This is a genomic window from Roseivirga spongicola (assembly GCF_034376045.1).
GTDB lineage: Bacteria > Bacteroidota > Bacteroidia > Cytophagales > Cyclobacteriaceae > Roseivirga > Roseivirga spongicola.
In genome coordinates this window covers 2,910,480-2,934,205 of sequence record NZ_CP139724.1, presented here as the reverse complement: position 1 = coordinate 2,934,205, position 23,726 = coordinate 2,910,480, and the positions used below count along the sequence as shown (strand labels likewise).

23 protein-coding genes are annotated in these 23,726 nt (G+C 37.8%); all 23 read right to left on the bottom strand.

Going from position 1 to position 23,726, the window contains the following annotated elements; all coding sequences use genetic code 11:
• Positions 1-242 precede the first annotated feature (242 nt).
• A complete protein-coding gene (locus T7867_RS13050) occupies positions 243-2,135 on the bottom strand; it encodes a polysaccharide biosynthesis protein (RefSeq protein ID WP_068223706.1) in 1,893 nt (630 codons plus the stop codon).
• A complete protein-coding gene (locus T7867_RS13045; protein WP_273513946.1) occupies positions 2,125-3,267 on the bottom strand; it encodes a DegT/DnrJ/EryC1/StrS family aminotransferase in 1,143 nt (380 codons plus the stop codon). Before T7867_RS13045 ends, T7867_RS13050 begins: the two co-directional genes overlap by 11 nt.
• A complete protein-coding gene (locus T7867_RS13040) occupies positions 3,254-3,862 on the bottom strand; it encodes an acetyltransferase (protein ID WP_322299415.1) in 609 nt (202 codons plus the stop codon). Before T7867_RS13040 ends, T7867_RS13045 begins: the two co-directional genes overlap by 14 nt.
• Positions 3,862-4,467, bottom strand: a complete 606-nt coding sequence (locus T7867_RS13035) for a sugar transferase (RefSeq protein ID WP_322299414.1) — start codon at positions 4,465-4,467, stop codon at positions 3,862-3,864. The genes T7867_RS13040 and T7867_RS13035 overlap by 1 nt, the downstream gene beginning before the upstream one ends.
• The gene (locus tag T7867_RS13030) at positions 4,460-5,602 is read right to left on the bottom strand and encodes a glycosyltransferase family 4 protein (protein ID WP_322299413.1); all 1,143 of its coding nucleotides are present in this window, start codon (positions 5,600-5,602) and stop codon (positions 4,460-4,462) included. Before T7867_RS13030 ends, T7867_RS13035 begins: the two co-directional genes overlap by 8 nt.
• Entirely contained in the window at positions 5,580-6,725 is a 1,146-nt protein-coding gene (locus tag T7867_RS13025; RefSeq protein ID WP_322299412.1) for a hypothetical protein, read from the bottom strand. Before T7867_RS13025 ends, T7867_RS13030 begins: the two co-directional genes overlap by 23 nt.
• Positions 6,726-6,955: 230 nt before the next feature.
• Positions 6,956-8,098 (bottom strand): glycosyltransferase family 4 protein, encoded by a 1,143-nt coding sequence (locus T7867_RS13020; protein ID WP_322299411.1) that lies wholly within the window; start codon positions 8,096-8,098, stop codon positions 6,956-6,958.
• Positions 8,095-9,129 carry an acyltransferase family protein gene (locus tag T7867_RS19690; protein ID WP_407691164.1) on the bottom strand — a complete coding sequence of 345 codons (1,035 nt, stop codon included), beginning with the start codon at positions 9,127-9,129 and terminating at the stop codon, positions 8,095-8,097. Before T7867_RS19690 ends, T7867_RS13020 begins: the two co-directional genes overlap by 4 nt.
• A gap of 50 nt (positions 9,130-9,179) precedes the next feature.
• Complete coding sequence (locus tag T7867_RS13015) at positions 9,180-10,271, bottom strand: glycosyltransferase family 4 protein (protein ID WP_273273849.1); 1,092 nt, start codon at positions 10,269-10,271, stop codon at positions 9,180-9,182.
• A complete protein-coding gene (locus T7867_RS13010; RefSeq protein WP_322299410.1) occupies positions 10,258-11,433 on the bottom strand; it encodes a polysialyltransferase family glycosyltransferase in 1,176 nt (391 codons plus the stop codon). Before T7867_RS13010 ends, T7867_RS13015 begins: the two co-directional genes overlap by 14 nt.
• Before the next feature lie 150 nt (positions 11,434-11,583).
• The gene (locus T7867_RS13005; RefSeq protein WP_322299409.1) at positions 11,584-12,072 is read right to left on the bottom strand and encodes a KdsC family phosphatase; all 489 of its coding nucleotides are present in this window, start codon (positions 12,070-12,072) and stop codon (positions 11,584-11,586) included.
• Positions 12,073-12,379: 307 nt separating this feature from the next.
• Positions 12,380-12,757 carry a GxxExxY protein gene (locus T7867_RS13000; protein ID WP_273273854.1) on the bottom strand — a complete coding sequence of 126 codons (378 nt, stop codon included), beginning with the start codon at positions 12,755-12,757 and terminating at the stop codon, positions 12,380-12,382.
• A 142-nt stretch (positions 12,758-12,899) separates the two neighbouring features.
• Positions 12,900-13,940: an N-acetylneuraminate synthase family protein gene (locus T7867_RS12995; protein ID WP_322299408.1), complete on the bottom strand. Its 1,041-nt coding sequence runs from the start codon at positions 13,938-13,940 to the stop codon at positions 12,900-12,902.
• Positions 13,941-13,999: 59 nt separating this feature from the next.
• Positions 14,000-14,752: a cytidylyltransferase domain-containing protein gene (locus tag T7867_RS12990; protein ID WP_322299407.1), complete on the bottom strand. Its 753-nt coding sequence runs from the start codon at positions 14,750-14,752 to the stop codon at positions 14,000-14,002.
• On the bottom strand, positions 14,742-15,803 hold the full coding sequence (locus T7867_RS12985) for a glycosyltransferase family 4 protein (RefSeq protein WP_322299406.1): 1,062 nt from the start codon (positions 15,801-15,803) through the stop codon (positions 14,742-14,744). Before T7867_RS12985 ends, T7867_RS12990 begins: the two co-directional genes overlap by 11 nt.
• Positions 15,793-16,944, bottom strand: coding sequence for a glycosyltransferase family 4 protein (locus tag T7867_RS12980; RefSeq protein ID WP_322299405.1), 1,152 nt, complete (start codon positions 16,942-16,944; stop codon positions 15,793-15,795). Before T7867_RS12980 ends, T7867_RS12985 begins: the two co-directional genes overlap by 11 nt.
• Entirely contained in the window at positions 16,941-17,963 is a 1,023-nt protein-coding gene (locus tag T7867_RS12975; RefSeq protein ID WP_322299404.1) for a glycosyltransferase family 2 protein, read from the bottom strand. The genes T7867_RS12980 and T7867_RS12975 overlap by 4 nt, the downstream gene beginning before the upstream one ends.
• On the bottom strand, positions 17,953-18,618 hold the full coding sequence (locus tag T7867_RS12970) for a CatB-related O-acetyltransferase (protein ID WP_322299403.1): 666 nt from the start codon (positions 18,616-18,618) through the stop codon (positions 17,953-17,955). Before T7867_RS12970 ends, T7867_RS12975 begins: the two co-directional genes overlap by 11 nt.
• A 4-nt stretch (positions 18,619-18,622) precedes the next feature.
• Entirely contained in the window at positions 18,623-19,729 is a 1,107-nt protein-coding gene (locus T7867_RS12965; RefSeq protein WP_322299402.1) for a TDP-N-acetylfucosamine:lipid II N-acetylfucosaminyltransferase, read from the bottom strand.
• Between the two features lie 28 nt (positions 19,730-19,757).
• Positions 19,758-21,191 carry an MOP flippase family protein gene (locus T7867_RS12960; protein ID WP_322299401.1) on the bottom strand — a complete coding sequence of 478 codons (1,434 nt, stop codon included), beginning with the start codon at positions 21,189-21,191 and terminating at the stop codon, positions 19,758-19,760.
• A 3-nt stretch (positions 21,192-21,194) separates the two neighbouring features.
• Positions 21,195-22,307, bottom strand: a complete 1,113-nt coding sequence (rffA, locus tag T7867_RS12955; protein ID WP_322299400.1) for a dTDP-4-amino-4,6-dideoxygalactose transaminase — start codon at positions 22,305-22,307, stop codon at positions 21,195-21,197.
• 12 nt (positions 22,308-22,319) lie between these two features.
• Positions 22,320-22,952 (bottom strand): NeuD/PglB/VioB family sugar acetyltransferase, encoded by a 633-nt coding sequence (locus tag T7867_RS12950; RefSeq protein WP_322299399.1) that lies wholly within the window; start codon positions 22,950-22,952, stop codon positions 22,320-22,322.
• Positions 22,952-23,632, bottom strand: a complete 681-nt coding sequence (locus T7867_RS12945; RefSeq protein WP_322299398.1) for a WbqC family protein — start codon at positions 23,630-23,632, stop codon at positions 22,952-22,954. Before T7867_RS12945 ends, T7867_RS12950 begins: the two co-directional genes overlap by 1 nt.
• Positions 23,633-23,726: the final 94 nt, after the last annotated feature.

Here is a 23,726-nt window from a genome sequence, read left to right as displayed (position 1 = left end):
TATCATGGGAATTTCTGTGGTGAGACTCTCCAATGATTTATCGGTATATTGTCATGAACGACAGCCAGCTTTTGTGAGACTGGCTTTCGTGATTTCGATTGTAAGTCAAACGGCCGCTTGAAACACTTTAGGAAGCTACTTTACTCGCTCTTTGGAATAAAGGAAAGAACATATTTATGACTGGATTTTAGCTTCAAGGTACTACAAGGACAAGGACAGCAAAGGGATAGATCGATAGCGCACTAGTCTAAAGCTTCAAACTTAGAAGCTTTGCTTTTATATTCTAGAAGCATGCTCTTGAGAATTTTGACTATCTCTATATCCTTATCTATCATTTCACCTGAGCGAACAGCCGATTCCATTTGGTCTACGCTTTCCTTCACCTCAGTAAAATCAATTTTTCTAGTTTGAGCAATCATGATTTTAGGATGGTGAGTAGCCATATTACTTTCCTCGTTATCTAAAAGCTCTTCATATAACTTCTCCCCTGGCCGCAAACCAGTAAAAACAATATCTATATCCTTTCCTTCAACAAGACCAGAAAGCTGGATCATTCTCTTCGCTAGGTCCACAATCTTAACTGATTTCCCCATGTCGAAGACAAAAATTTCGCCACCATCTCCCATGGTACCTGCTTCTAAAACTAGACCGCATGCTTCAGGTATGGTCATAAAGTATCTGGTGATTTCCGGATGCGTTACAGTAATTGGCCCACCTGCTTGAATCTGTTTCTTGAAGATTGGAATTACTGAACCGTTAGAACCTAATACATTACCAAATCTGGTAGTGATGAATTTTGTCGATTCTGAGTCAATACTTACCAGAAAATCATTCAAAGACTGTACATATACCTCTGCGGCTCTCTTTGTTGCTCCCATCACACTGGTTGGATTAACCGCCTTATCGGTAGAGATCATTACAAACTTCTCTACTTCAAACTCAACAGAGAGGTCTGCCACATTTCTAGTCCCTAAAATATTGCAGGCAATTGCTTCAGGAACATTAGTTTCCATCATAGGAACATGCTTGTAGGCCGCAGCATGGAAGATCAGATTAGGTCTATAGGTTGAAAAGCACTCCTTCAATCTACCTCTATTGGTAACATCACAGACAAAAGGGACTAGCTCATCTCCCATTTTCTTAATTGACCGAATTTCGTTCTCTATTTCAAAAAGACCTGTTTCAGACTGATCTAGCAGAACAATTTTTGAAGGTGAATAACGTACAACTTGTCTGACAATTTCACTCCCTATGGACCCAGCAGCACCTGTGATTAAGATGCATTTATCATTTAGCTCTTTGCTAATGAACTTGTTCTTGAGAATAATGGTGTTTCTGCCTAACAGATCCTCAATTTTGACCTCTTTAATCTGGTTGATGTCAAACTCCCCTCCTATCCATTGATCTGCAGAGGGAACACTAGTAACTTTTATACCAAATTCTAAGCACTTATCTACAAGTTCATTCTTCTTCTCGAGAGATAGCTTGGTAGCAGCAAGTATAAGCTCCGTTGGACTATGTTTGAGAACCACCTTTTCAAATTCATCTTTTGCAGAATAAATACGGACACCGCTAATTACATTACCTATTTTTCTAGGATTATCTTCTAGAAAGCCTACGACCTTCACATTGGACTTGGTATCATTATCGATCATCTGTTTGGTGATCATACCTGATCTACCTGCTCCCATGATTAGCACCTTCCTTTGACTTTTAGGCACGGTTCGATAAAAAGCGAAAAGCTCCTTCACTAAAAGTCTATAACTAATTGAGAATACTAACGATACCAAAAAAGCAATTAGAGCAACCGAGTACGGCAAAGAGTTTTCTGACAAAGAATTAATAGCAAATACAATGGCTAGGGTGATGAGATTAGCGTACAGAACCCTTAGAGTATCTTGAATACCTGTGTACCGAATAATTCCTGCAAAACTTCTGGTAAGTAAAGAGGAGATTAAACCAGCTATGGTGTAAATGGCTATCCCTCTCAAAAAATCGAACTCATATAGCTCGTCTATCTGAAAATTAAGCCTGAGCATATACCCCACTAACGCAGCTAAAGAGAAGATTGTCAGATCAATCAGAACGATAATCCACCTAGGAAGTACATTAAGGGTTTTAAATCTATTGAGCATTCCTCAACACTTTACTAACTACATCTGCTATTCTATCCCGGTCAGAGTCTGTTAGATTAGAACCTGAAGGTAAACATAATCCACGTTCAAATAAATCTTCAGACACTTGTCCGCCATACATTTTCGATTCACTATAAAGAGGCTGTAAATGCATAGGCTTCCACAGAGGTCTCGATTCAATATTTTCTTCGAGTAAAGCGTCCATTAATATCTCTTTGTTCAATAAAACACTATCCGCTGGAAATAAGATAGCAGTTAACCAATGATTAGAGAAGAAGTCAGCACTACTCTCTTGATGTACAGTAATACCTGAGCCTTTAAAGAGGTCTGAGTAGAACTGATTATTGCTGCGCCTCAGAGACACGAACTCATCTAATATCTCCATTTGTCCAACACCAATTCCAGCCAGAACATTTGATAGGCGATAGTTATACCCTAGTTCACTATGTTGATAATGGATTGCCTTATCTCGTGCCTGTGTTGACAGAAAACGAGCTTTCGCAACCCATTCTTCGTTTGATGAAAGTAAAGCGCCTCCTCCAGAGGTGGTGATTATCTTGTTTCCATTGAACGAAAGAATTCCAAAATCACCAAAGCTACCTAACTGCTGTCCCTTAAAGGTAGAGCCTAATGCCTCGGCAGCATCTTCTATGACAGGAATTTCATACTCGGCACAAACTTGCATGATTTCGTCAATTCTAGCAGGCATGCCGTATAGATGTACAGGAATAACTGCTTTTGGCTTCCTTCCTGTCGCCATAATTCTATCTTCAATGGCTTCTCTAAGTAGATTCGGATCCATATTCCAAGTCACCGGATCACTATCCACCAAGATTGGGGTGGCCTTTTGATACAAAACAGGATTAATTGATCCGCAGAAAGTGAAAGATTGAACAATCACCTCATCATTTATACCCACACCCAGAATCTCCAATGCTAAATGAATGGCTGCCGTGCCACTACTCAAAGCTGCGCAATGTCCTGCTCCGGTATAGTCTGCTAATACCGACTCGAACTTATCTACTAAAGGACCTAAAGGGGCTATCCAGTTAGTTTCAAAAGCCGAAGCCACATACTTTTGCTCATTCCCAGCCATGTGGGGTGAAGACAGCCAAATCTTACTCTTCTCCATTTCCAATTTTTATTATTCGACCAGGGTTACCAACCACAACTGCATAATCAGGAACATCTTTTATAACCACAGCTCCTGCTCCAATTGTAGCCCATTTTCCTATTTTTAGATTCGGTATTATTGTGGCACCTGCTCCAATATGAGTTCCCTCCCCCACTTCGATAGTGCCACATAAAGTAGCGTTCGGACTAATATGAACGTAATCTGCAATCTCACAATCATGATCTATAGAAGCAGAAGTATTAATAATACAATGATTGCCAACTTGGGTTGAAGGGTTGATTATTGCCCCTGCCATTACAACTGTACCTTGACCAATTGAGACATCATCTCCTAAAATAGAATCAGGGTGAATCGCCCAACCAAACTTCACTTTTCGTTGCTCTGAAACTCTTTTTCTAATCAAATTAGAGCCTATAGAAACAATGTACTCTTGATCGATATCATCTATATGGTTTTTGTCTTCGATTACATTATATCCCGCCAATTCCTTGATATTCGGATTAGCATCCAACAAATAATCAACGGTAAATTCGTTCTTCTCAAGAATATCCAAAATCACTTTTGCATGTCCTGAGGCTCCAATTAGTATCATTATAGGTTACCTTTAAATTTCTCCATAGTGGCTGAATTATCAGCACTAATACCTTCACGAACGAAGACTTTCTTCACCGTCAAAAATAAGATTTTTATATCGAGCCAAAAGCTTAAATGCTCTACGTAATGTACATCCAACTCAAACTTAGTTGGCCAGTCAATGGCGTTTCTACCATTCACTTGTGCCCAACCAGTAATCCCAGGTCTAACATCGTGTCGCCTTGCCTGTCGCTCACTATATAGTGGAAGATATTCTACTAGCAAAGGCCTCGGCCCTACCAACGACATATCGCCTTTAATTACATTCAATAGCTGGGGGATTTCATCTAGTGACAATTTTCTCACTAACAGTCCAATGGAGGTAAGTCTCTCAGCGTCAGGCAAGAGATTTCCATTAGCATCTTTTCTATCGTTCATGGTTTTGAATTTGAAGATCTTAAAAACCTTCCCATGCTTACCTGGTCTTGACTGGAAGAAAAATGGTTTTCCCGAGTTGGCTACTATGAGCCATATTGTGGTGATTAAGAAGATAGGGCTTAACAATAAAAAAGCTGCCAACGCAGCTATGAAGTCGAACAGTCGTTTGAAAAGAAATCTATACATCGCTCAGTTGCATAAATTTAAGTAATCGTTCATTAATCTTATTCACATCGAACTTTTCTTTTGCCATTTCATGACTCTGCTGGCCCATTATTAAAACTTGCTCAGGCTCTTTTATAAATCGCTCCATAGCATCAGCCAATGATTGAGCATCTCGGGTTGGTATAAGGAAACCGTTTCTTCCTTCTTCTACCGTTTCTCTACAGCCGGGATGGTCTGTAGTGATAATAGGCTTTTTCATGGCCATGGCTTCTTGTATAGTTCTTGGCAACCCTTCATTGTAGTAGGTAGGTAAAACAAACACATCCGCAGCCTCAATATACGGACGAACATCATCGGTTGTACCGAGGTAATTAACTAATCCAGAGCTATGAAGTTCATCTACTTCTTCTTGAGAAATGCCTCCCGGATTAGGATCTACCCAACCCAACAGTTGAACTTCAAAATCACAACCTTTTTTCTTAAGTAGTTTAGCGGCTTCTACCAATTCAGGAATCCCTTTTTCCTTGATGAGTCTAGCGATAAATAAGAACTTCACTTTCTCAGAAAATGTGGGCTCATTTTTCAAACGATAATGAACCATATCGACCCCAGTACCTTCAATAACTCCTCTTTGTACAGTGTTAGTGAGTAAGCCATTTTGTTCGAAAAACGCTTGATCATCGGCATTCTGGAAAATTACTCCATCTACAGACTTCAAGGTATCACGATAAAGCCCCTTTACTACTTTTGCAATCGCCTTCGACTTTAGGTTTGTTTCATCAAAACCAGAGCCTTTCCCTGTAATCAGGGCATATCGTTTAACGCCTTTGAACTTAGCGGCTTTCAAACCAAAAACTACTGGTTTAATGGTATAAGCCAGCACATAATCTGGAGCTATTTCCTTAATCTGTTTTCTAAACTTAAGGAGTGCTTTTAAATCTTTGGCTGGGTTAAGGCCAGTGCGTTCAAACGCTGTAGAAATACAATTTGCACCAATTGCCTCCACCTTTTCTCTAATATCATCATCAATGTAGGGAGCTGCAGCAAAGACCTCAAAGTCTTGCACAAGCCTTTTCAGTAAAGGCCCTCTAAAATTAATTAAAGAAGAGGCAAAGCCTCCAATCAATAAGAACTTAGGTTTTCTGGAGTTCTGCAATTTCTTGATATCGTTTTTCTTGTGCTTGCTGTCTCTTTTTTCTTAAGAAAGCGACACGTTTATCTGAATAGGCATAAATAATCATAAACATAAACGGATAGAGGATTATCCGCTGTCTGGCGATTAAACCAAGGTTTACTAGAGCCAAGCCTGCACCTACAGCAAAAAGACCAATAAAAATAAAACAGAAGGCAATAAGCCTGTCTTTTCGAATCATTTTAAATGAACGCTTAACCGAACTCCAATTCCTAAAAGCTAAAAACCAGATAAAATAAATATCCACAAAACTGATGATTTGAAGGAAACCTCCAACTTCCCATGGGAAAGGTCTTAGCAAAATATTAACAGGCGCCTGGATAAACTTTAAGGGACCCTGAGATAAAGATATTTCACTCCCTCCGTATGAAGACTTCCTTTGTGTCTCCTCAGCAAAGGTTGTTACTTCGGTTACATCCTCTACCCCTACTACAGATAAGAAGTATAAAGCCCCTGCTACCGCCACTATCATAATAAACACATTCTGAAAGGTAAGCTTCTTAAGTGTACTCAAAAAGTAAGCTCCTGCCAAAGCAAAAGCAATCATGGCCGCCATTTGTGGTCTCACTAAATAACACCATAGCAAGCCAAACCCCATTGCATATATACTCTGTTTTCGCTGTTTACTGACCATCCCTGTTAGAAATATGGCTACGCCAAAAAACATCCAAGTATCCTTACTCACATTTGCTGTCCAGAACCATAGTGACGGATATAGTAGAAGTATATATAGATAGCTCTTATACTCAATACCTCCGTAAGCACGGTAAAAAACTTTCGCAAAAAAGAATAGCCCGAAGAGGCAAAGTGAAGAATACAATAACCAGGTACCACGAAAACTCTCTCCCACAAAAAGAATCATGATGGCTGCCGGATAACCAACAAAATTAGTCCCTGTAAAAGCAGGGCCTCGCCATAAGTCACGGTCATAGAAAGGGGATAAATCAAATTGCTTGAAATACTCCACAAAGCGTTGCCCCCACCGAAAGTAAACAACTGGGTCTGCTCCCCCACCATATATGGCAAATGACACGAAAGCATAGGCCAGCACCGCAACAATTCTTATTATAATTGAATTAGTCACCATGCTTTGAAATTGAGCAGGTATCTGCCTTTGACCAACAAAATAGACGATTATCGAAAAAAGGATAATCGAGATAATTAAGCCTGGTATTTCAAAGGGAGCCAAAGGGGATTTTGATTTTAGATGTACGATTTGCGATCTAAATAATCTTTTCAAAAGACCTTCAATCGTTTCATTATTCGACTTTAATCAGGTACTTCAAAACATAAAGAGACCAAACTATCTATTGATCATTACCCTAATGCCTCTTGATAAAAAGTGATGGTCTGGTCTACCATTCTATTAAGGTTGAAATATGATTTAAGTTCGGCATAAGCCGCTTCTACTATTTCTTCTTGTTCTTCGGGTGAATCTAATACTTCAATTAATTGATCTGCTAATTGATCTGTATTGTATGGTTCTACTAAGTAACCAGTTTTACCGTGATTCATGAGTTCATTTCCGGAAGGCACATCCCAAGCCACTACTGGAGTTTTAGCGGAAAATGCCTCTAAGAACACCACACCAAAACCTTCAGAGATTGAGGGCACTACCACTACATCGGAATTAGCCATAAAACTACCTACCTCTTTACTATAGCCTAAGAACTCAATGGTTTCAGATAAGCCTAATTCCTCCACCTGAGAGCTTAAAGTACCTTCCAAATCTCCCGTTCCTGCAATCAATAACTTTACATCGGAACCGTAGGCCTTCTGTACCTTACTCATGGCCTCAATAAGGAACTTGTGTCCTTTAAACCCTATGAGTCTACCCGCAATCATGAGTTGCTTGGGCGCTTTTCTAAACCCTTCTTTTCCTTTGCTTAAGTAGTTCTCTGGCATATCAAAACCATAGTGAATAAGCTTCATCTTATCGGGTTTTGTTAAGCCTGTTTCAATAAAGAAATTTCGTAGCCCATGAGATATGGTAAAAGACGCCTTCATCCGTCTTTCAGCCCATTTGCTCAAAAGGAAATATGGCGTATTGGTTTGCTTGGAGGCATCAAAACCAAACTTAGAAGTAAAAGCATTATCATAGCCATGCTTACTAGACACCAATACTGGCTTAAGAGACATAAAAGTCTTGATCAGCGCCAAATGAAAATCGGCATGAATCAGGTGCGTATGTACCAAGTCAAACTGACCTCCATTGGCAATTTGCTTGATTTGATTTAGCACCTTCGGAGTTGGGTACTTTCCAATGTTGACCTCGTAAGTCTTTATCCCGAGTTGATTAAGGCGATCAATAAACTCTCCTCCTTTACCACCCTGATAGTCAGTGTAAAGCCTTAGGAATTCAACCTCAATGCCTTTTGCTAACAAGCCAGGAATCACCTTTAGCTGATAGTTCTCAGCACCAAAAATGCCTCCTTCTTTTTGAACGAATAGGATTTTCATAGAATAGATCGAGTAGCTTTTTTGCCAAGCCTAACAAATTTCTTTTCAAAGTAATGATAAACAAAAAGCGAGGCACAAAAAGATAGGAGAACGCAGAATAATAACCTTAAAAAGATCAGATCCTTAAGCCATTCAACATTAAAATAACTGATTAAATAACCAACAACACCCCAAATAATAGGATGAAGCAGATATAAGGAATAGCTTGTATCACCGAGAGTTTTACTGACCATATGAATCCACTTGTTTTTATAACCCGTTAGATTTACACTCGCTAAAACTAAAAGAACCACCAAGGAAGAGTATACAATCCTATATCCACTTTGAACAGTCTCCTCCCTATGATTAAAGGGAATAAAAACAAAGAACAATGTAGATATGAAAATTATCATTCTAGCCCATTTTGTACCCAACCTAATTCTACTTTGGAAAAGCAGAATACCTGCATAGAACATCAAAAGGTGTCCTAGAGGATTAATAAAACTCTTCCAATTGAACTGAATATGACTTTCAAAAATCCCACCAGTAAATGCGAATAAAAGAAAAGGAATACTTATTAGTGAGGTAACCAAAACCTTTGTCCATTTACTTTTTATTAGAACCAAGAATGGAAAACATAAATAAAAGAAGAGTTCATTACCAATAGACCAAGCTCCAGTAGCTATATAATCTGTTATTCGATATATACTGAACAGACCTGATAAGTTGACTATAAGGGTATTCAGGTCTGGAGTTTGTTTTTTTAAGATAATAGTTAAAAAAGTAACTAGCCACAACAAAGGAAAAATTCTAAATACCCTCTTAAAATAAAAATTCAGCAACTCACTTTTCGACCTTAAGCCTAGTTTTGAGTAGACAAAAGCCAATGTGAATCCGGAAAGGACATAAAACAACTCTACTCCATAATATCCTGCTTTGCCAAAAAAATAATTTAGAAACTCATGGTAGTCAGACCAACTCAAATAGTGATATAACATTATTGTTAAGGCGGCATAACCTCTTAAATAGTCTAAAGACTCTAGCCTCTTCATTAATTCCTTAACATCGATTTACAAAAATTTACAACTATTTCAATTAAATATTAAGAAGCTCTGAATAATGATTCATATAACATCCGAGAAGAATTATTATTTCTCGAATTCATTTCTGCTAATGCTCTAGACTTAGAGCACAAATCTAAACGCAATTCATTATCAGCCATAACTTTATCAATTGAGCCCTTTATATTATCTACAGTATTATTAAAAAGAATTCCTGTTTCATTGCTCAAAATATTATTGACCCCCTTTACATTAGAAGCCAAAATAGGTAAGCCACAAGCCTGAGCTTCCATTATACAATAACAAATAGTTTCTCCATCAGTGGCATGAATATAAGCATCTAAACTCTGATAAAAAGCCAACAATCCCTCTTGGGTCAACCTTCCAGTAAACTCAACATTGGATTCCAACGCCAGCATTGCAACTTCTCGCTCCAATTCAAGTTTTAAAGGCCCATCTCCAGCAATTTTTAACTTAACACTCATATTCTGTTTCACTAAAGATGACATTGCTTCAATTAACAGATCATGTCTTTTACCTTCAATTATTCTAGCTGTTATACCTAAAGTAAAAGATTCCCTCAACTGTTCAGATCTTTCGGCTGGATGGAAACTATGGATATCAACTGACTTTGGAATAATCGTACATTTCTTGCGACTGACTGCCAAAGGAAAGTATGACTTCATCTCTTCAAAATGACCACGATAAAAATAAACCGTCTTGAAAGAAAGCAAATGATTTAAAACCGTATAAACCTTCTCAATCGATTTTTTAACTCGAGTGGGTGTATGGTCAACAGCAATCACCTTAAAACTTAGAGGTGCCACAAGATGAATAAGACTAAGGCTAAAAGTATGTAAAAACAGATACCTAACCCTGTTTTGTGTACCAAACTTCTTCAGTTGCATTAATGCTTTAAAATCAACTTTACCTGATCGCTTAACATAAGCATATGGAATACCATTTAGCTCACAAAACGACCTGTATTCATCTAGCAAAGGCTCTATTCCATAAAAAAAAGCAAAATGCTCAAACCTATCTTCCTTGTCAGAGTTAACAAAATTCATGAAATAAGTACCCAGACCTCCTTGGCCTGAGTATAAAACATGAAGGAGCTTTTTACTTTCTTGCACCCAACAAAACCTTTGATAACCTAACGCTTTCCTCTGGTTTAATAAAGTACTCCCCAATTAAAGTTCCGTCCAGCGGCACAAACAATATATCATCATGCTTAAAGCTCCAAAAATCTATTGTGCTACATTCTGTCAAATCGCAAATAGCCTCTTGTAATCCAGAATACTGAATTTTAAAAAGAACAGTGGGTTTCCAATATACCGCTGGAATGATCATAGTGGAATAAAAGCCGAAGCAGCCTTGGGCACTTTGAATAACTAGATTGAAGTTCTTTACCTGTTTGAGGTAAATGATATTTTCGTGCTTTGGAAGCCAATCAGAATTATAAGACTCAGGGTGTAGTTTTATGTAGAACTTCGAGCCTTTGCTAAGACAGAATTGATTCAGTTTCAGATAGAAGTCGATCATCTTCTCTTTTGATACGGTTTCTTCTCCAAAAGAATTTTCCGCTAACGCTTGATCTATATGCAGATAGAAGTCTTCTTCGATCAGGTCATGCTCTACCTGTAAATACGGTATCAATTCTGGACTACCGATATACTTTAAGCGTTCTTCACCTATTCTATCTGTTTCTTTGTGAATAGTGGCGTTGTAAGGGCTAAAACACAAATACCAATTGGCTCTTTTCAACTTTAAAGGCAGATGCTTAGCTGTCCAATATGGTCCTTTCTTCTGCTGCAACTTGGTGTAAATTGCGATCCATAGCAACTTAAACTGACCTAGTCCATTTAGTGAACTTCGTATAAACGTAAATGTGCTAAATGATTTTTCCGACTGTTCTTGCTTAACGGATTGCGCAACTTCCTTCTTTCTCCAGAGTTTTTCTCTAGTTCTGTAATCGCGATAATTAGTGAAAATGCCGTGTTGAAGAATGAAGGTATTTATGCCTTTTCGCTGTGCCACTATATTGAGTACCATGCTTAGCCCCGATTCAATGGACATGAAAATGATTCCGTCAGGTTTCAATTCCTGCAATATGTCTTGTGCTGAGTTGAATTCTGACCAATAGCGACAAGCAAATTCATTGGCGTAATTTAAATCCTTAGGAAAAGTAGACGGAAGGAAAGTGAATTCAAAATCATCTTTTAGATCATCGAACACTTTAATCCAATCCTTTCGAATTGTGGGCCAGACTAAGAGGTAGTGTTTTTTCTTTTTCATTCAACTTTTCAGAACGTCATGCTGAGGCCTTGTGCCGTGAGCATCCCCTTATTGCTTTAACTAATTTGTATAAAGAAGTATCGTTTAACAATTATGAGACCTTCGCGACTTATTCCTTTCAGTCATAAGTCTCAAGGTGACGTAAAGCGATTAAAGCAAGTCTTCAATTTGTTGGTCATTAGATTCAATCACCCACTCTACAAACTCGCGAAAAGCACCTTCTCCGCCTGCTTTTTTTGTAACATGATTGACGTATTTCTGAATATAGCTTGGAGCATTTGAGGGTGCAGCTGAAATACCGCTGGCCTTCAATAATTCCAAGTCTCCAATATCATCTCCAATGTAAGCGACTTCGGAAAGGGCTATACCCAAGTCTTTACAAATAGCTTGCGCTATGGGCAATTTGTTACCAATACCTTGATGTAGAATATCAATTTTTAATTTCTCTGCTCTGCGTTTTACAATGGCAGTATCTTCTCCTGTGATGATACCGACAGGTATATTCAATTTTCTGGCGAAAAGTACTCCTGCACTATCAGAGGTATTGAATTTCTTCCATTCATTGCCTGTCTGATCGTAGAACATACCTCCGTCAGTCCAGACGCCATCGATATCGGTTAGTATTAGTTTAGGGAGCATAAGTTGTGTAGTTAATTTTTTCACGCAAAGGGCGCTAAGGCTTTTACACTAAGCTCGCAAAGAATTCCTTGCGTTTTTAAGTACCTACTCTTTGCGTTCTCTGCGATCATTCTTCTTTGGAATCTTTGTGTGAAGTTACCCCTGTGGTCTCTAAGTGAAAACCTTATAGATTATTTACTACTCGTTTTTTTCAAGCTGAGAGCGCAAAGTTAGTCGCAAAGCTCGCAAACGGTTTTCTTTATTTCAATGTTGCCTACTCTTTGCGTTCTTACCGTTAATTCTTCTCTGTGGTCTCTGAGAGAATCATTTATAAATTATTCACCACTCGGTGAATATCGTTTTTTAGGATCTTTGAGTTGAAATTGATTAGTAGCCCAAGTTTCTTATTCGATAGTTTTAAATAAGTCAATAGCTGAGCATAGTGTACAGGTGCTAATGTTTCAACTGATTTAACTTCAACGATTACCTTATTTTCAACAAGAAGGTCAACCCGATAGCCTACTTCCATCTTTACCTCTTTATACAAAAATGGCAACGGAAGCTGTTGTTGAACATTTAAGCCTGATTGACGAAGGTCATAAGCCAACGCAGTTTCATAAGCAGATTCTAGTAATCCAGGGCCTACATTTCGGTGAAGTTCTATGGCAATACCAATGATTTTATATGAAATTTCGTTCTCGGTCATTTGCTTATTTCACTCAAAGGACGCGAAGGGTGCTACGGATTCTTTGTGTACTATCTATCCGTACTCCCTCTCTGCGATCTCTGCGTTCATTTCCCTTTGCGGTCTCTGCGTGAACCCTCTTTGCGAACTCCGCGTGAACATTTTAAGAAATCATTTCTTTATATATCACCTCATCGGCAGATACATTCTGATTAAGTTTCTTGCCTATCAACTGATCTTTTTGTGCCCACTGAAAGCCATCTCCTGGACTGAGCAGATGCACATCGGCTTCAGAGATTACCTCTCCTTTTTTCATATCTCTTTTGGTAGCAATACTACGTTCTAACTTCACCTTAGCCGCAGAAACTGCTTCACTACGCTCTTTCTTCATCTCACCAAAAGCCATTTCAAGATTACGAATATCCCTAACCATTCTGCGCATTCCATCAGGAGCTAAAGAGCCAGCTTGATCGGTTCCTTTCATGGTTCTATCGAGCGTAATATGTTTTTCGATTGTCGTTGCCCCCATGGCCACAGCAGCCAAAGGAATAGATATACCAATACTATGGTCAGAATAGCCTACTTCAAAATCACTGTACTTTTGTTTTAAATAGTGAATACTATTCAGGTTAATATTCTTGTACTCACTCGGATACTGAGAAAGGCAGTGTAAGATGGACACTGAATTATGATGCTTCGTGATCACCTCTAAAGCATCATCTATTTCTTGTTCTCCTCCCATTCCAGTAGAAATCACCATAGGTATCTTTGTTTCAGCCATAGCATTCAACAGCGGTAAATTGGTGAGGTCTCTACTGGCTACTTTGAGTCTATCAGGCGTAAATAGTTTGAGCATACTTAAGCAGCCAATGGCGCAAAGTGTCTCAACAAAGTCTAATCCCTTCTCCTTGGCATATTGATACAATTCAAAGTGCTGCTCATCATCCAGTTCTAATTTGGCTCTGTGCTCACCGTAAGTTTTACCGAAACTATGCGGACTATCGTATGGCTTGTTCATAGCTGAAGCCGAAAGCTCTTCTGCTAAATCACGCTTGGTAAGCTTTACAGCATCCCATGGTTTTAGCTCCAAGCCAAAGAGCTCATCCTTTACAGGTTGTGCGGCTTTGTCAATTAGTAGTTTAGCTAAATCTACTGAGCCGTTATGGTTTTGGCCTATTTCGCCAATTAAGTAGGTATGTGGCATCTTTAAGAATGTTGAATTTTTAATGTCGAATTTTTAATGAGCACGATAAAGTATAACACTCATTTATTAAACTGATCAATTCCTTCACGCATGACCATTTTAATACTAGGATTAGCGTCAACTAATTGAATTAGTTGTTCAAGCCTAGCGTTGGAATTAGCTAGTTGGAGCAAGCTATGCATATTTTCGAAATCGGCTGGTGTGTCTATTGTAAAGCGAAGATCATTTCTGTGCAAAATCGCTGAAGGTGCCTCTTCCAATACTACATTAAACTCATTTGGATTACCATAAATAAAGTTGGTTACGTGCTCTGAGTAAAAGTCTTTTTGTGCGTGGTTTACCAATAAATCTGAGGCTCGTTTTAATGCCGAAAGGCTCACTCCCTCTACAAACAGACCCCAGTGAGTTCTGATGGCAGGGGTTCCATCAGCGTTGCAAAAACTAATGTAGTCTGCACCGTTGCTCAGTTCATTGATATAGTGTGAAACTTGCCCAAACTGCAGAAAAGGATTATCAGAGCAAACTCTAATAAGTTGCTTTGCACTATAGTGCTCTGCACAATCTATAAATCGTTGCAGCACATTATACTCCTCTCCCCTAAAACACTCTACTTGATTTTTCTGAGCCCAAGCTTCAAGTAAATCATCCGCTTGGTTACTGCTAGTCGCTAAAACAAAGGGTATATCAAGCTTTTTTAAAGCTTCTATCTGAAGGTCTAGCAAGCACTTTTCTTCGATTAGTGGTTTCAATACCTTGCCCGGTAAACGAGTAGAAGAAAGCCTGGCTTGAATGATGATGAGGTTACGAGGCATAGAGGTCTTCAATGACTTTTTCGTAAAGGCTAACAACCTTCTTCACACCATACTGTTCGGACAACTCAATCGCTCCTTTTGAGCATTGAGACATCAAGCCAGGAGTTTCGATCAACTTCTTAATGGCCTGCTCCATGTCTTCAAGTGTTTCACATACTACTCCATTTTCCCAGTTCTGAATCCATTCTTCAGCTCCATAGTCATTGAAAACAAGAGAAGGTATACCTGCAGCTGCACACTCAATAATTCCTTTAGGAAAACCCTCGGACTTAGAGGTCAAAATATGTAGATCACACTCTTTTAACTTTTCTAGTAATATAGAATGAGTCAACATCCCCAAATAAGTAAGGTTATTGTATGAGCCCGAACTTAGAATGTTTTCTAGGTAACCTCTATCCTTTCCAATTATTAGGAATTTTATTGAAGGATAGAGTTTAGAGAGATGAACAAAATCATTAACCCTTTTCCTTTTCATATCATTTCCTAAAAATACGATACGGTTAATACTTTTTCTTACAAAGCCGATTTCATTAAATAAAGCAGTATCTATAACTGGAGGTAGAATAAGATCTTCAGAAATAATCCCATGTCGCTCGCGGTTATACCTCCTCATAAAAGAAGTGATTGAAAATGTTTTAGTTGTGAAACTATAATTCTCTCTTGCTCTTTGAACAGTGCCTAAAACAGATAAAGCTGTTTTTAAGGATTCTGCATCAATTACATTTTCTACTGTCTTAAAAGATTTTCTTTTATAGATCTTAACAAGTAAACGTTGAAGTTTAAAATTATTACCCCTGGGTAAATAAGCAACATCTGACTTATGTATTCCCCAGAAAAAACCCAACCATTGAGTGAGCTTAACTGGATATATACAATTGAAGGTATTAACTCCATCAATAGAAAGCCTGCCTAGGTTACCATGGTTGATCTCTAAGGCATATATTTCGAATTTCGATTTATCTAAATATTTAGCCAAGCTCAAACAGTTCAAGTTTTGAGCATTTGTTTGGTTTAAATATGCACCTAAGAAAACCTTAATTCTATTCGGCATTGATCATTTCTTTAAGGAAATCTTTCTCCGGCTGTTCTGGAAATTTAGCCTTCGCCTGTTCAAAAGCTATTTGTCCCATGCCCTCCAGTCTACCTTTATTTTTCCACATTTTATTTAAAGCGGACCTTATTGAGTTTACAGAAGTACTTTCAGCCAAAAACCCAGAAACACCATCCTTATAGTAAGATCTCATATCTCCGACATCTGTAGTCAAAACAGGACGTCCACATAGCATTGCTTCTTGAACAGTCAATGGCGCTGCTTCAATACGCGATGGCATCAATAATATATGTGCACCTAGAAAGATCCTTTCTATATTCCTATCAAGTCCCCTCAAGCGAATCTTATTCTCCAAACTGTACGTTTTAATCGTATTTTTAATCAGCTCTTCGTCCTCACCATTTCCATATATATCCAGCTGCCAATTGTCACTTTTCCAAAATACAGAGTTCAGAGCATCCAACAGCAAATCATGCCCTTTCCAACGTATAGTTAAATTACCTATCATGACCATTTTTAAGCATTCGCTTTTTAGGAATGGAAGACATTTAAAGCTATTGATATTCAATGGATTAAAAACTAACTTAGAATTATCTAGCTTAATATTGAGTTGCTGTTCAATAGCCTCTAATTGCTTTTCTGCTACATAAAAAACAGTCTTTGCCTTTGTAAGGATTTTTTGAGACCTCAACTTCCTTTCTTGTCTCAGAATTATATTACTCTGATAGGAGTGCATCAATATATAGTAGTCTCGATCATACTTTTCGAATAAATACTCATAGTCTCTATGATAAGCATGGTCATAAGATGAGCCCTGACTTAAACATATCAAGTCTGGCTTCAACTTTAAAAGCTTTCTAAATTCATGATGAGGACCGATTAACTTGGATCTTGTGATGTCTCGAAATTTAAGAAAAGCCCTCTTCAACACACCTTGATCAACACTTCTTCTTGGCCTATATAAAATTTTAGCTCCTTTCGACTTGAGCTCTTCGTGTAAATAATGTTTCGTCTCCCAATTATAAACACTGCAAATTACCTCATGCCTTTGATTAAGAGCATAAATTGCAGCTTTAGCCCACAACTCTTCACTACCTCCGTTAGCACTCGATCTATTCGAAGCAATAAAAGCAATCCTCATATAGGTTTGCTATATACTGTTTGTCCCCACGTCATTGAATGATAATCTAGATGTATTATTAAGTTCCATAGCTTCTCAAAGCCTCGCACCCTATTAAACCCTTTTGCAGAAAGTGATACATATAACCTTAACTTAACAAAGTCGATCTTCGCTACAAGACCATTTTGAAATAAAAGCCTACTCAAGTTGGAAGGAACATCATAAACACCGTTTCGAGTATACATCCTCAATGTTCGAAATAAAAATGGCCTTATGTTTCTGATTGCCTCTTCATCATCCTTCAAGAAATCAGAATAATCCAGAGCAAGTTTTGTAAATAATTTATTAATTCCCTTTAATACCCTTAATGGGTCTGAAGGCTTGTAAATTTTTTCACTATTGTGCTTTCTATAAAAAGTATCGGGCTTTTCATCCAAAAACTTTCTATATGCTAAACCCTCAATAATAGCACGCAAATGCAAATCGTGATCCTGACAGTTCGGAAATTCCTCATCAAATCCGCCTAGTTTTACTAATGAAGCTTTACTCCATATTGGTTGTGCTGTTTGCCACACAATATCCGAACGTAAAAATCTATACAAATCTCCCTCATCTGAATTAATATTTGTAAGCCTACGGGTATCATACACAGTTTTTTCAAAAATCATCATGGGAAATACCCAAAAGTCGTTTTCGGGAAAGTCAGACACCTTTTTCAATCTTTGAGTTAAACAATAAGGTGCCATCAAGTCATCTGAGTCTAGAAAGATGACATACTTCCCTATTGCCCTATCCAAACCAATATTCCTGCAAGTAGGCGCTCCTTTAGGGGCTCTATCTCGTTGAATACTCTTTATCCTAGCATCTTTATTGGAAAACTCCTGAGCTATTTGAATCGAGCGATCAGTGGAACCATCATCTACCAACAGCAACTCCCAATGAGTATAGGTTTGTTGAACAATTGAATTAACTGTTTCAATTAGAAACTCTTCTCTGTTGAAGACGGGGATAACTATAGAAACCAAAGCATTAATAGGCATTGAGAAAAAAATCTTGATTCTTTTGAATTTTCGAAATTGGCCAGTCCCACCACTTCATCTCTAGAAGCTCATTGATTTTCTTTTCAGAAAAGCGATAGCCCACAACTCTGGCAGGTGAACCAACTGCAATTGCATAGGGTGGAATTTCTCCATTGACCACCGTGTTAGCACCAATAATTGCTCCATGCCCAATGTGCGCACCACTCAATATAAGGCTATGCATACCTATCCAAACATCGTTACCAATTGTTATTCCACCTTTTGAATCAGTATCCAATTTTCTATCTAACCCAAAAACATTCTGAGCCATAAAATAGGTAGAAGGCCTTTCTATTCTATGGTTAAACTCCTGAAAAGAAACGCTTCTGGCAATTGAACAAAATGAGCCAATTTCTATCGAGTTATGTAGTGCCTGTAAATCTGTATTAGGCCCGTTTAAAGAAGTATATCTCCCCAATACGATATTCCCTTGGATCGAAATGTCACCCAAGAACTTACACCCCTCTTTACAAGAAAACTCACCACTAATAAACAGCCGACCGGTTATTTTAATATCCTTTGATAACCCATACCTCTCACGCAGCTTCTCTATTCTACGTTTCTCTACAATCCTAGCAGGTAATAGATTTTTTAAAACCCGTTTAAATAACTTCAAAATCTTATCGCTTAAAAAGATCTTTATATTGCTTTTCAACCGCTTCTCTTCCAAAAAAATCAGCCAATATCAAACGGTTTTTTTCCTTTCTATCAGCAAACGTTTTATCTTTTTTCTCTAAATCATCCATAGAACTTATTTCCTCGCTTGAGACCACACTTAAGCCTGCCTTTTGGTAAAACTGGAAAAGTGTACTCTCGCTTCTCATTATAATAATTTTCCCCATCCATAAAGCTGAAAGGCTATTATTAGCAGACTGCTGTCTTATATGAAAAAACAGAATGTAATCACATGAATTTATTATATCCAGATATTCCTGCAAGGGAATAAAGCTCTCCAAGTAATAGTATTTAAAAGGAGTCTGATTGGCATAGTCTTTAATACCATCTAAATACGTTTTACTCCCAGAGTATGAAACTGGAAGAACAAGCTCTGTATCATGAGGAAAAATATCTTGAATAAAATCAATGGCATCAAGATGATTATTCGTTGCATTTAAAGAATTGCCAACTAATAACTTTAACGATCCAGTACTCTCTCTATAAATTGTAGAATTACCTGCTAAATCAGCTAGACTTAGATATGAGAAAAATTGAAACTTCATTTTCACATACCCCAAGGATTTGATCAGCTGATAATCCCCTTCAACCCAAGTGCAGCAATAATCTACGTAAGAGAGTGCTCTTTTTAATTTTCTCTGCCTAACAGCACTTTTAACCCTTGCAGCAACTAATCCTTTAAAATTGAGATTTTGTTTTGGAATAATGGATTTAGTCCTTTCTAAAATCAAATTTCCATTAAGCTCATTAAGGGCATATCCGTCCGCACCCCAAAAAAACCAGTAATAGGAAAAACTCTTCTTATTATCTAAAACAAAATCTATCGCCATGGCGGATAAGAAATGTAGGTAAACACTGTGAATCTTCGAAAAATCTAGTTTCGTTTCCCTCTTAAAATCTCTGTAAGACCTAAAAACAAATACCTTAGAATTTTCTACATATTTCAGGGCTCTTTTGGTAAAGACAACATAAGCGTGATTAGTACCGTAATCTTCACACTTTTCAATTACGCGGTCTACAAAGGGGCTATCTACAAATAAATGTAAGTTCATTTTCACAGTTTAATACAAGCCACCAAGGCTACCCTCTTTTTCTAAGAACATAAATTAAATCGTCAAGTGCCGTCAGTTTAAAAATTTTTGCGAAGAATAAATACACTCCCCCCATTACTAAAGCTGACAATATCAGGTCAACTAATAAACTAAACTTAAAATCAATTAGAAGGAGAGATAAAACTGATAACATAGCAATTAGGAGATAAGGAAGAAAGTTCTTAAGTATCTGCCACAGCCTGAGATTAATAAGCTTACCCATGAAATATAACTCCGGCAAAAAGGCAATAAAAGCAGTAATGCTATAACCATAAACCATTCCCATTAAGCCCCCTTGCCAAAGCCCAATAACAATTCCCATAATCATTAAAGCTCTAGAGAAAATACCGACCTTAAACATCAACAATGTTCTTCCCTGAGACAAGTAAATATTGCCGCTTAGCGTGCCTATAGCCTGAAACATTCCAAGAATACTCAATACTCTAAAAATGGGAATTACTCTTTCCCACTGATCCCCGTATACGATTAATATGAAAGTATCGGCTTTAAAGGCCAACAACAACATAACAGGAAAAGCGGCAAATGCTATTACTCTCGAAATCTTCAAATACACCCTTCCTATTCTATCAGGGTCATCTTGAATCAAGGAAAATGACGGGAATAACACCTTAGTAATAGTGCCTGAAAGTTGCCTAACCGGCAACAACATGAGTGAGTAGGCCTTTGAATAGAACGCCAACTCAGATTTGCCCAAGAATTTACCGACTAATAGATTATCTACATTTCTCATCCAATAATTCACTGACTTATCTGCGAACAGTGGTAAACTGAACTTCAGAACATCTGACAAGAAGGCCTTTTTGAAAACAAACTCAGGAAGCCACCTCACTCTTAAATAATTAAAAATCAAATTAGATACCAGTCTTACATAAACTTGAACAGCAAGTGCCCAGTAACCATGACCTTTTAACGCCAGTGCGATCGCCACTGTACTTGAAAGTAATGTCGCTAAAAAATTCCGGTAAAATATCTGTTTAAAATCGAGGTTCTTTAGTAGTATATTGGACCAAACAATACCAAAAGAGTTAAGAAAAAAAGACAATGAAATAAACTCCATTAGTCCCTTTAAGCGTACATCTTCAAAAAATATTGCTATTGGTAGTGCCAATAAATAAACAAGAACACAAAGTAGCCCACCTATGGCTAGGTTCAACCAAAACACGGTACTATACTCTTCGTTATCCACTTCTTTCTTTTGAACCAAAGAAGCACCAATTCCAAAGTCTTTAATTACATTAATAAATCCAGTTGCTATAGCTAGCATAGCCATTAAACCAAAATCCTCAGGAACTAAAAGCCTAGCTAAAACTGCTGTTGTAGCTAATTGTAATAGCTGAACACCTACTTGGTTTACAAACGACCAGAAAACCCCTTTAAAGACGAGTGCTCTAAGTTTAACCATAAACTAACTAATGGCCTCAACCACTTGTGAGAGCGTTTGGTCATCCAATTCATAAAACAAAGGAAGCCTAAACAGACAATCTGTATAGTGGTCAGAGTTATCTAAAATTCTGCCATCATGCTTGGTATTATAAAATGGGCTTTTATGTAAAGAAAGGTAATGAAACACTGGATACACCTCTCTTTCTCTCATTCTAGAAAGAAGGCTCTCTCTTATAGTTATATTATTTGCTACCAAATAAAACATGTGTGCATTGTTAGAAGCAAATTCTGGTATTGCCGGAAGCTGTACTTCCAATTTTTCCACCACATTAATTAATCTATTAAAGTAATAGTCCCAAATATATTTTCGCTTTCGTTGTATATCGTCCAACTGCTCGAGTTGGGCATACAAAAATGCAGCTATTACTTCCGAAGGCAGAAACGATGAGCCGATATCAACCCAACCATATTTATCTACCTCCCCCCTAAAAAAAGCACTTCTATTCGTCCCTTTTTCCCAAATCACTTCAGCCCGATCAACAAAACGTTCGTCATTGATTACCAACATCCCACCCTCTCCAGCAATTATATTTTTAGTCTCATGGAAGGAGAAGGCCGAAAGGTGTCCAATACCTCCGAGCGGCTTGCCTTTGTAATAACTATCAATGGCCTGCGCTGCATCTTCAACTACAAACAAGTTATGCCTACTTGCAATCCCCATTATTACATCCATATCACAGGCCACTCCTGCATAATGCACCACAACAATTGCTTTTGTATTAGTTGTAACCAGTGCCTCTATACTAGCCTCATTTATCCCAGGGTGGTCTTCCCTAGAGTCTGCAAAGACTAACTTTGCTCCCCGCAAGACAAAAGCATTGGCCGTTGAAACAAAGGTATAAGAAGGTAAAATCACCTCATCACCTGGAGCTATATCCAGTAATATAGCGGCCATTTCCAAAGCATCCGTACAAGAGGTAGTAAGTAAACACTTTTTAAAAGCGTACTTTTTCTCAAAAAAAGCCTGACACTTTTTAGTAAACCCGCCATTACCAGAGATTTTTCCTGAGCGTACGGCCTCTTCTATATACTTGGTTTCCTTACCAGATAAGTAAGGCTTATTGAATGGAATCATCCGAGAAAACTATTAATTAATTAGTTTAGCAGGCACACCTAAGTAGAGTCCCGAAGACTCTATGTTCTTTGTAACAACAGCGCCACCACCCGTTCGAGTGTTTGCACAGATATCGATATTATCTATGACGGTAGTATTTATTCCTAAATTCACTTTGGATCCAACATTTATGAACCCCGCCAGTGCTACCCGGGGAGATAAAAAAGAATGCGCACCAATGGTAGTATCATGGGCGATTGTACAACCCAAGTTTAAAATGCAATTTACCCCGACTTTTACTCTTTGATCAATAATACAACCTGGGTATAAAATTACACCATCAGCAATAGAAGCAGAACTATCTATAAAAGAAGTTGAATGGATAAAAGTAGCAAACGGAATATCAGTCGACAACTCTTCGTACAGCTGCTCCCTTAACACCATATGGTTATAGCCAATACCTAACAATACGCTATCAAAAGTCCCTTTTGTAAAATGCTCTTTCAAACTGGCTATATTACCCATGACCTGAAAGCCATACTTTTTTGTACCAACCTTTTCAAAATCATCATAAAAACCTATAAAATCAAATCGGTCATCTTCCATCAACATTCTGGAAATTTGAAAACCCAAATCACCAGAACCAATTACCGCTACTCTTTCCATTAGTTTTTTAGGAACATCCTTGCCTGATCCCCCTCATTAAATAAAAGGTCTAATATTGTTACGGCATGATCAAAAGGAGGAAATAACTGATTGTATTCTATATAACCATTATAGTCCATCCATTCCACATTGATCTTACGTTCTGCGAACCGAGCTGGGTCAAGATAGTTTTTTGCGCTGGCACCGCTCAGATAAGTATCAGCACCTAACTTTGTACAAGCATCTATCAATTTTTCTACCCTGTCACCCCTCAATGATAATTCTCTCGAATCAATAATCTTTGTATCAATGTCCAAAAGCTTGCAAATAGCCTCTATAAAAGTCAAATTAATAGATGATAAAGATTTAGATTCTAATTTGTCATAGATAGCAAATACATAATCTCTCATTTCTTTGAAGCATTTAGCCTTAGCATAGTTAGCCTGAATTGAAGACTTGTGCTTTTTAACCCAAAGATCATGTGCCGTTTCTACTTCATAAATTTTACTCTCAAGACCAAGTTTAGAAATAGGTATTGTTAGCCATGTTTTACCACTTTGACTCTTAATTTGATTTCTATTTCGCCAATCATTCTTAGTGTATTGAACCTCATCGTAAATAACAAACACATCAGACTTGGCAATTATATCAAAGTAGCCTTTCCATGGAATATAATTTGACTGAAGAATTGATACTATCATTGAATGTAATTTAAAGAAAAGTCATTCTGTTCCCATATGCCAATAGCGACATGTTTCCAGGGTTTTTCTTTTTGCTTTTTTAGAAAGTCATACT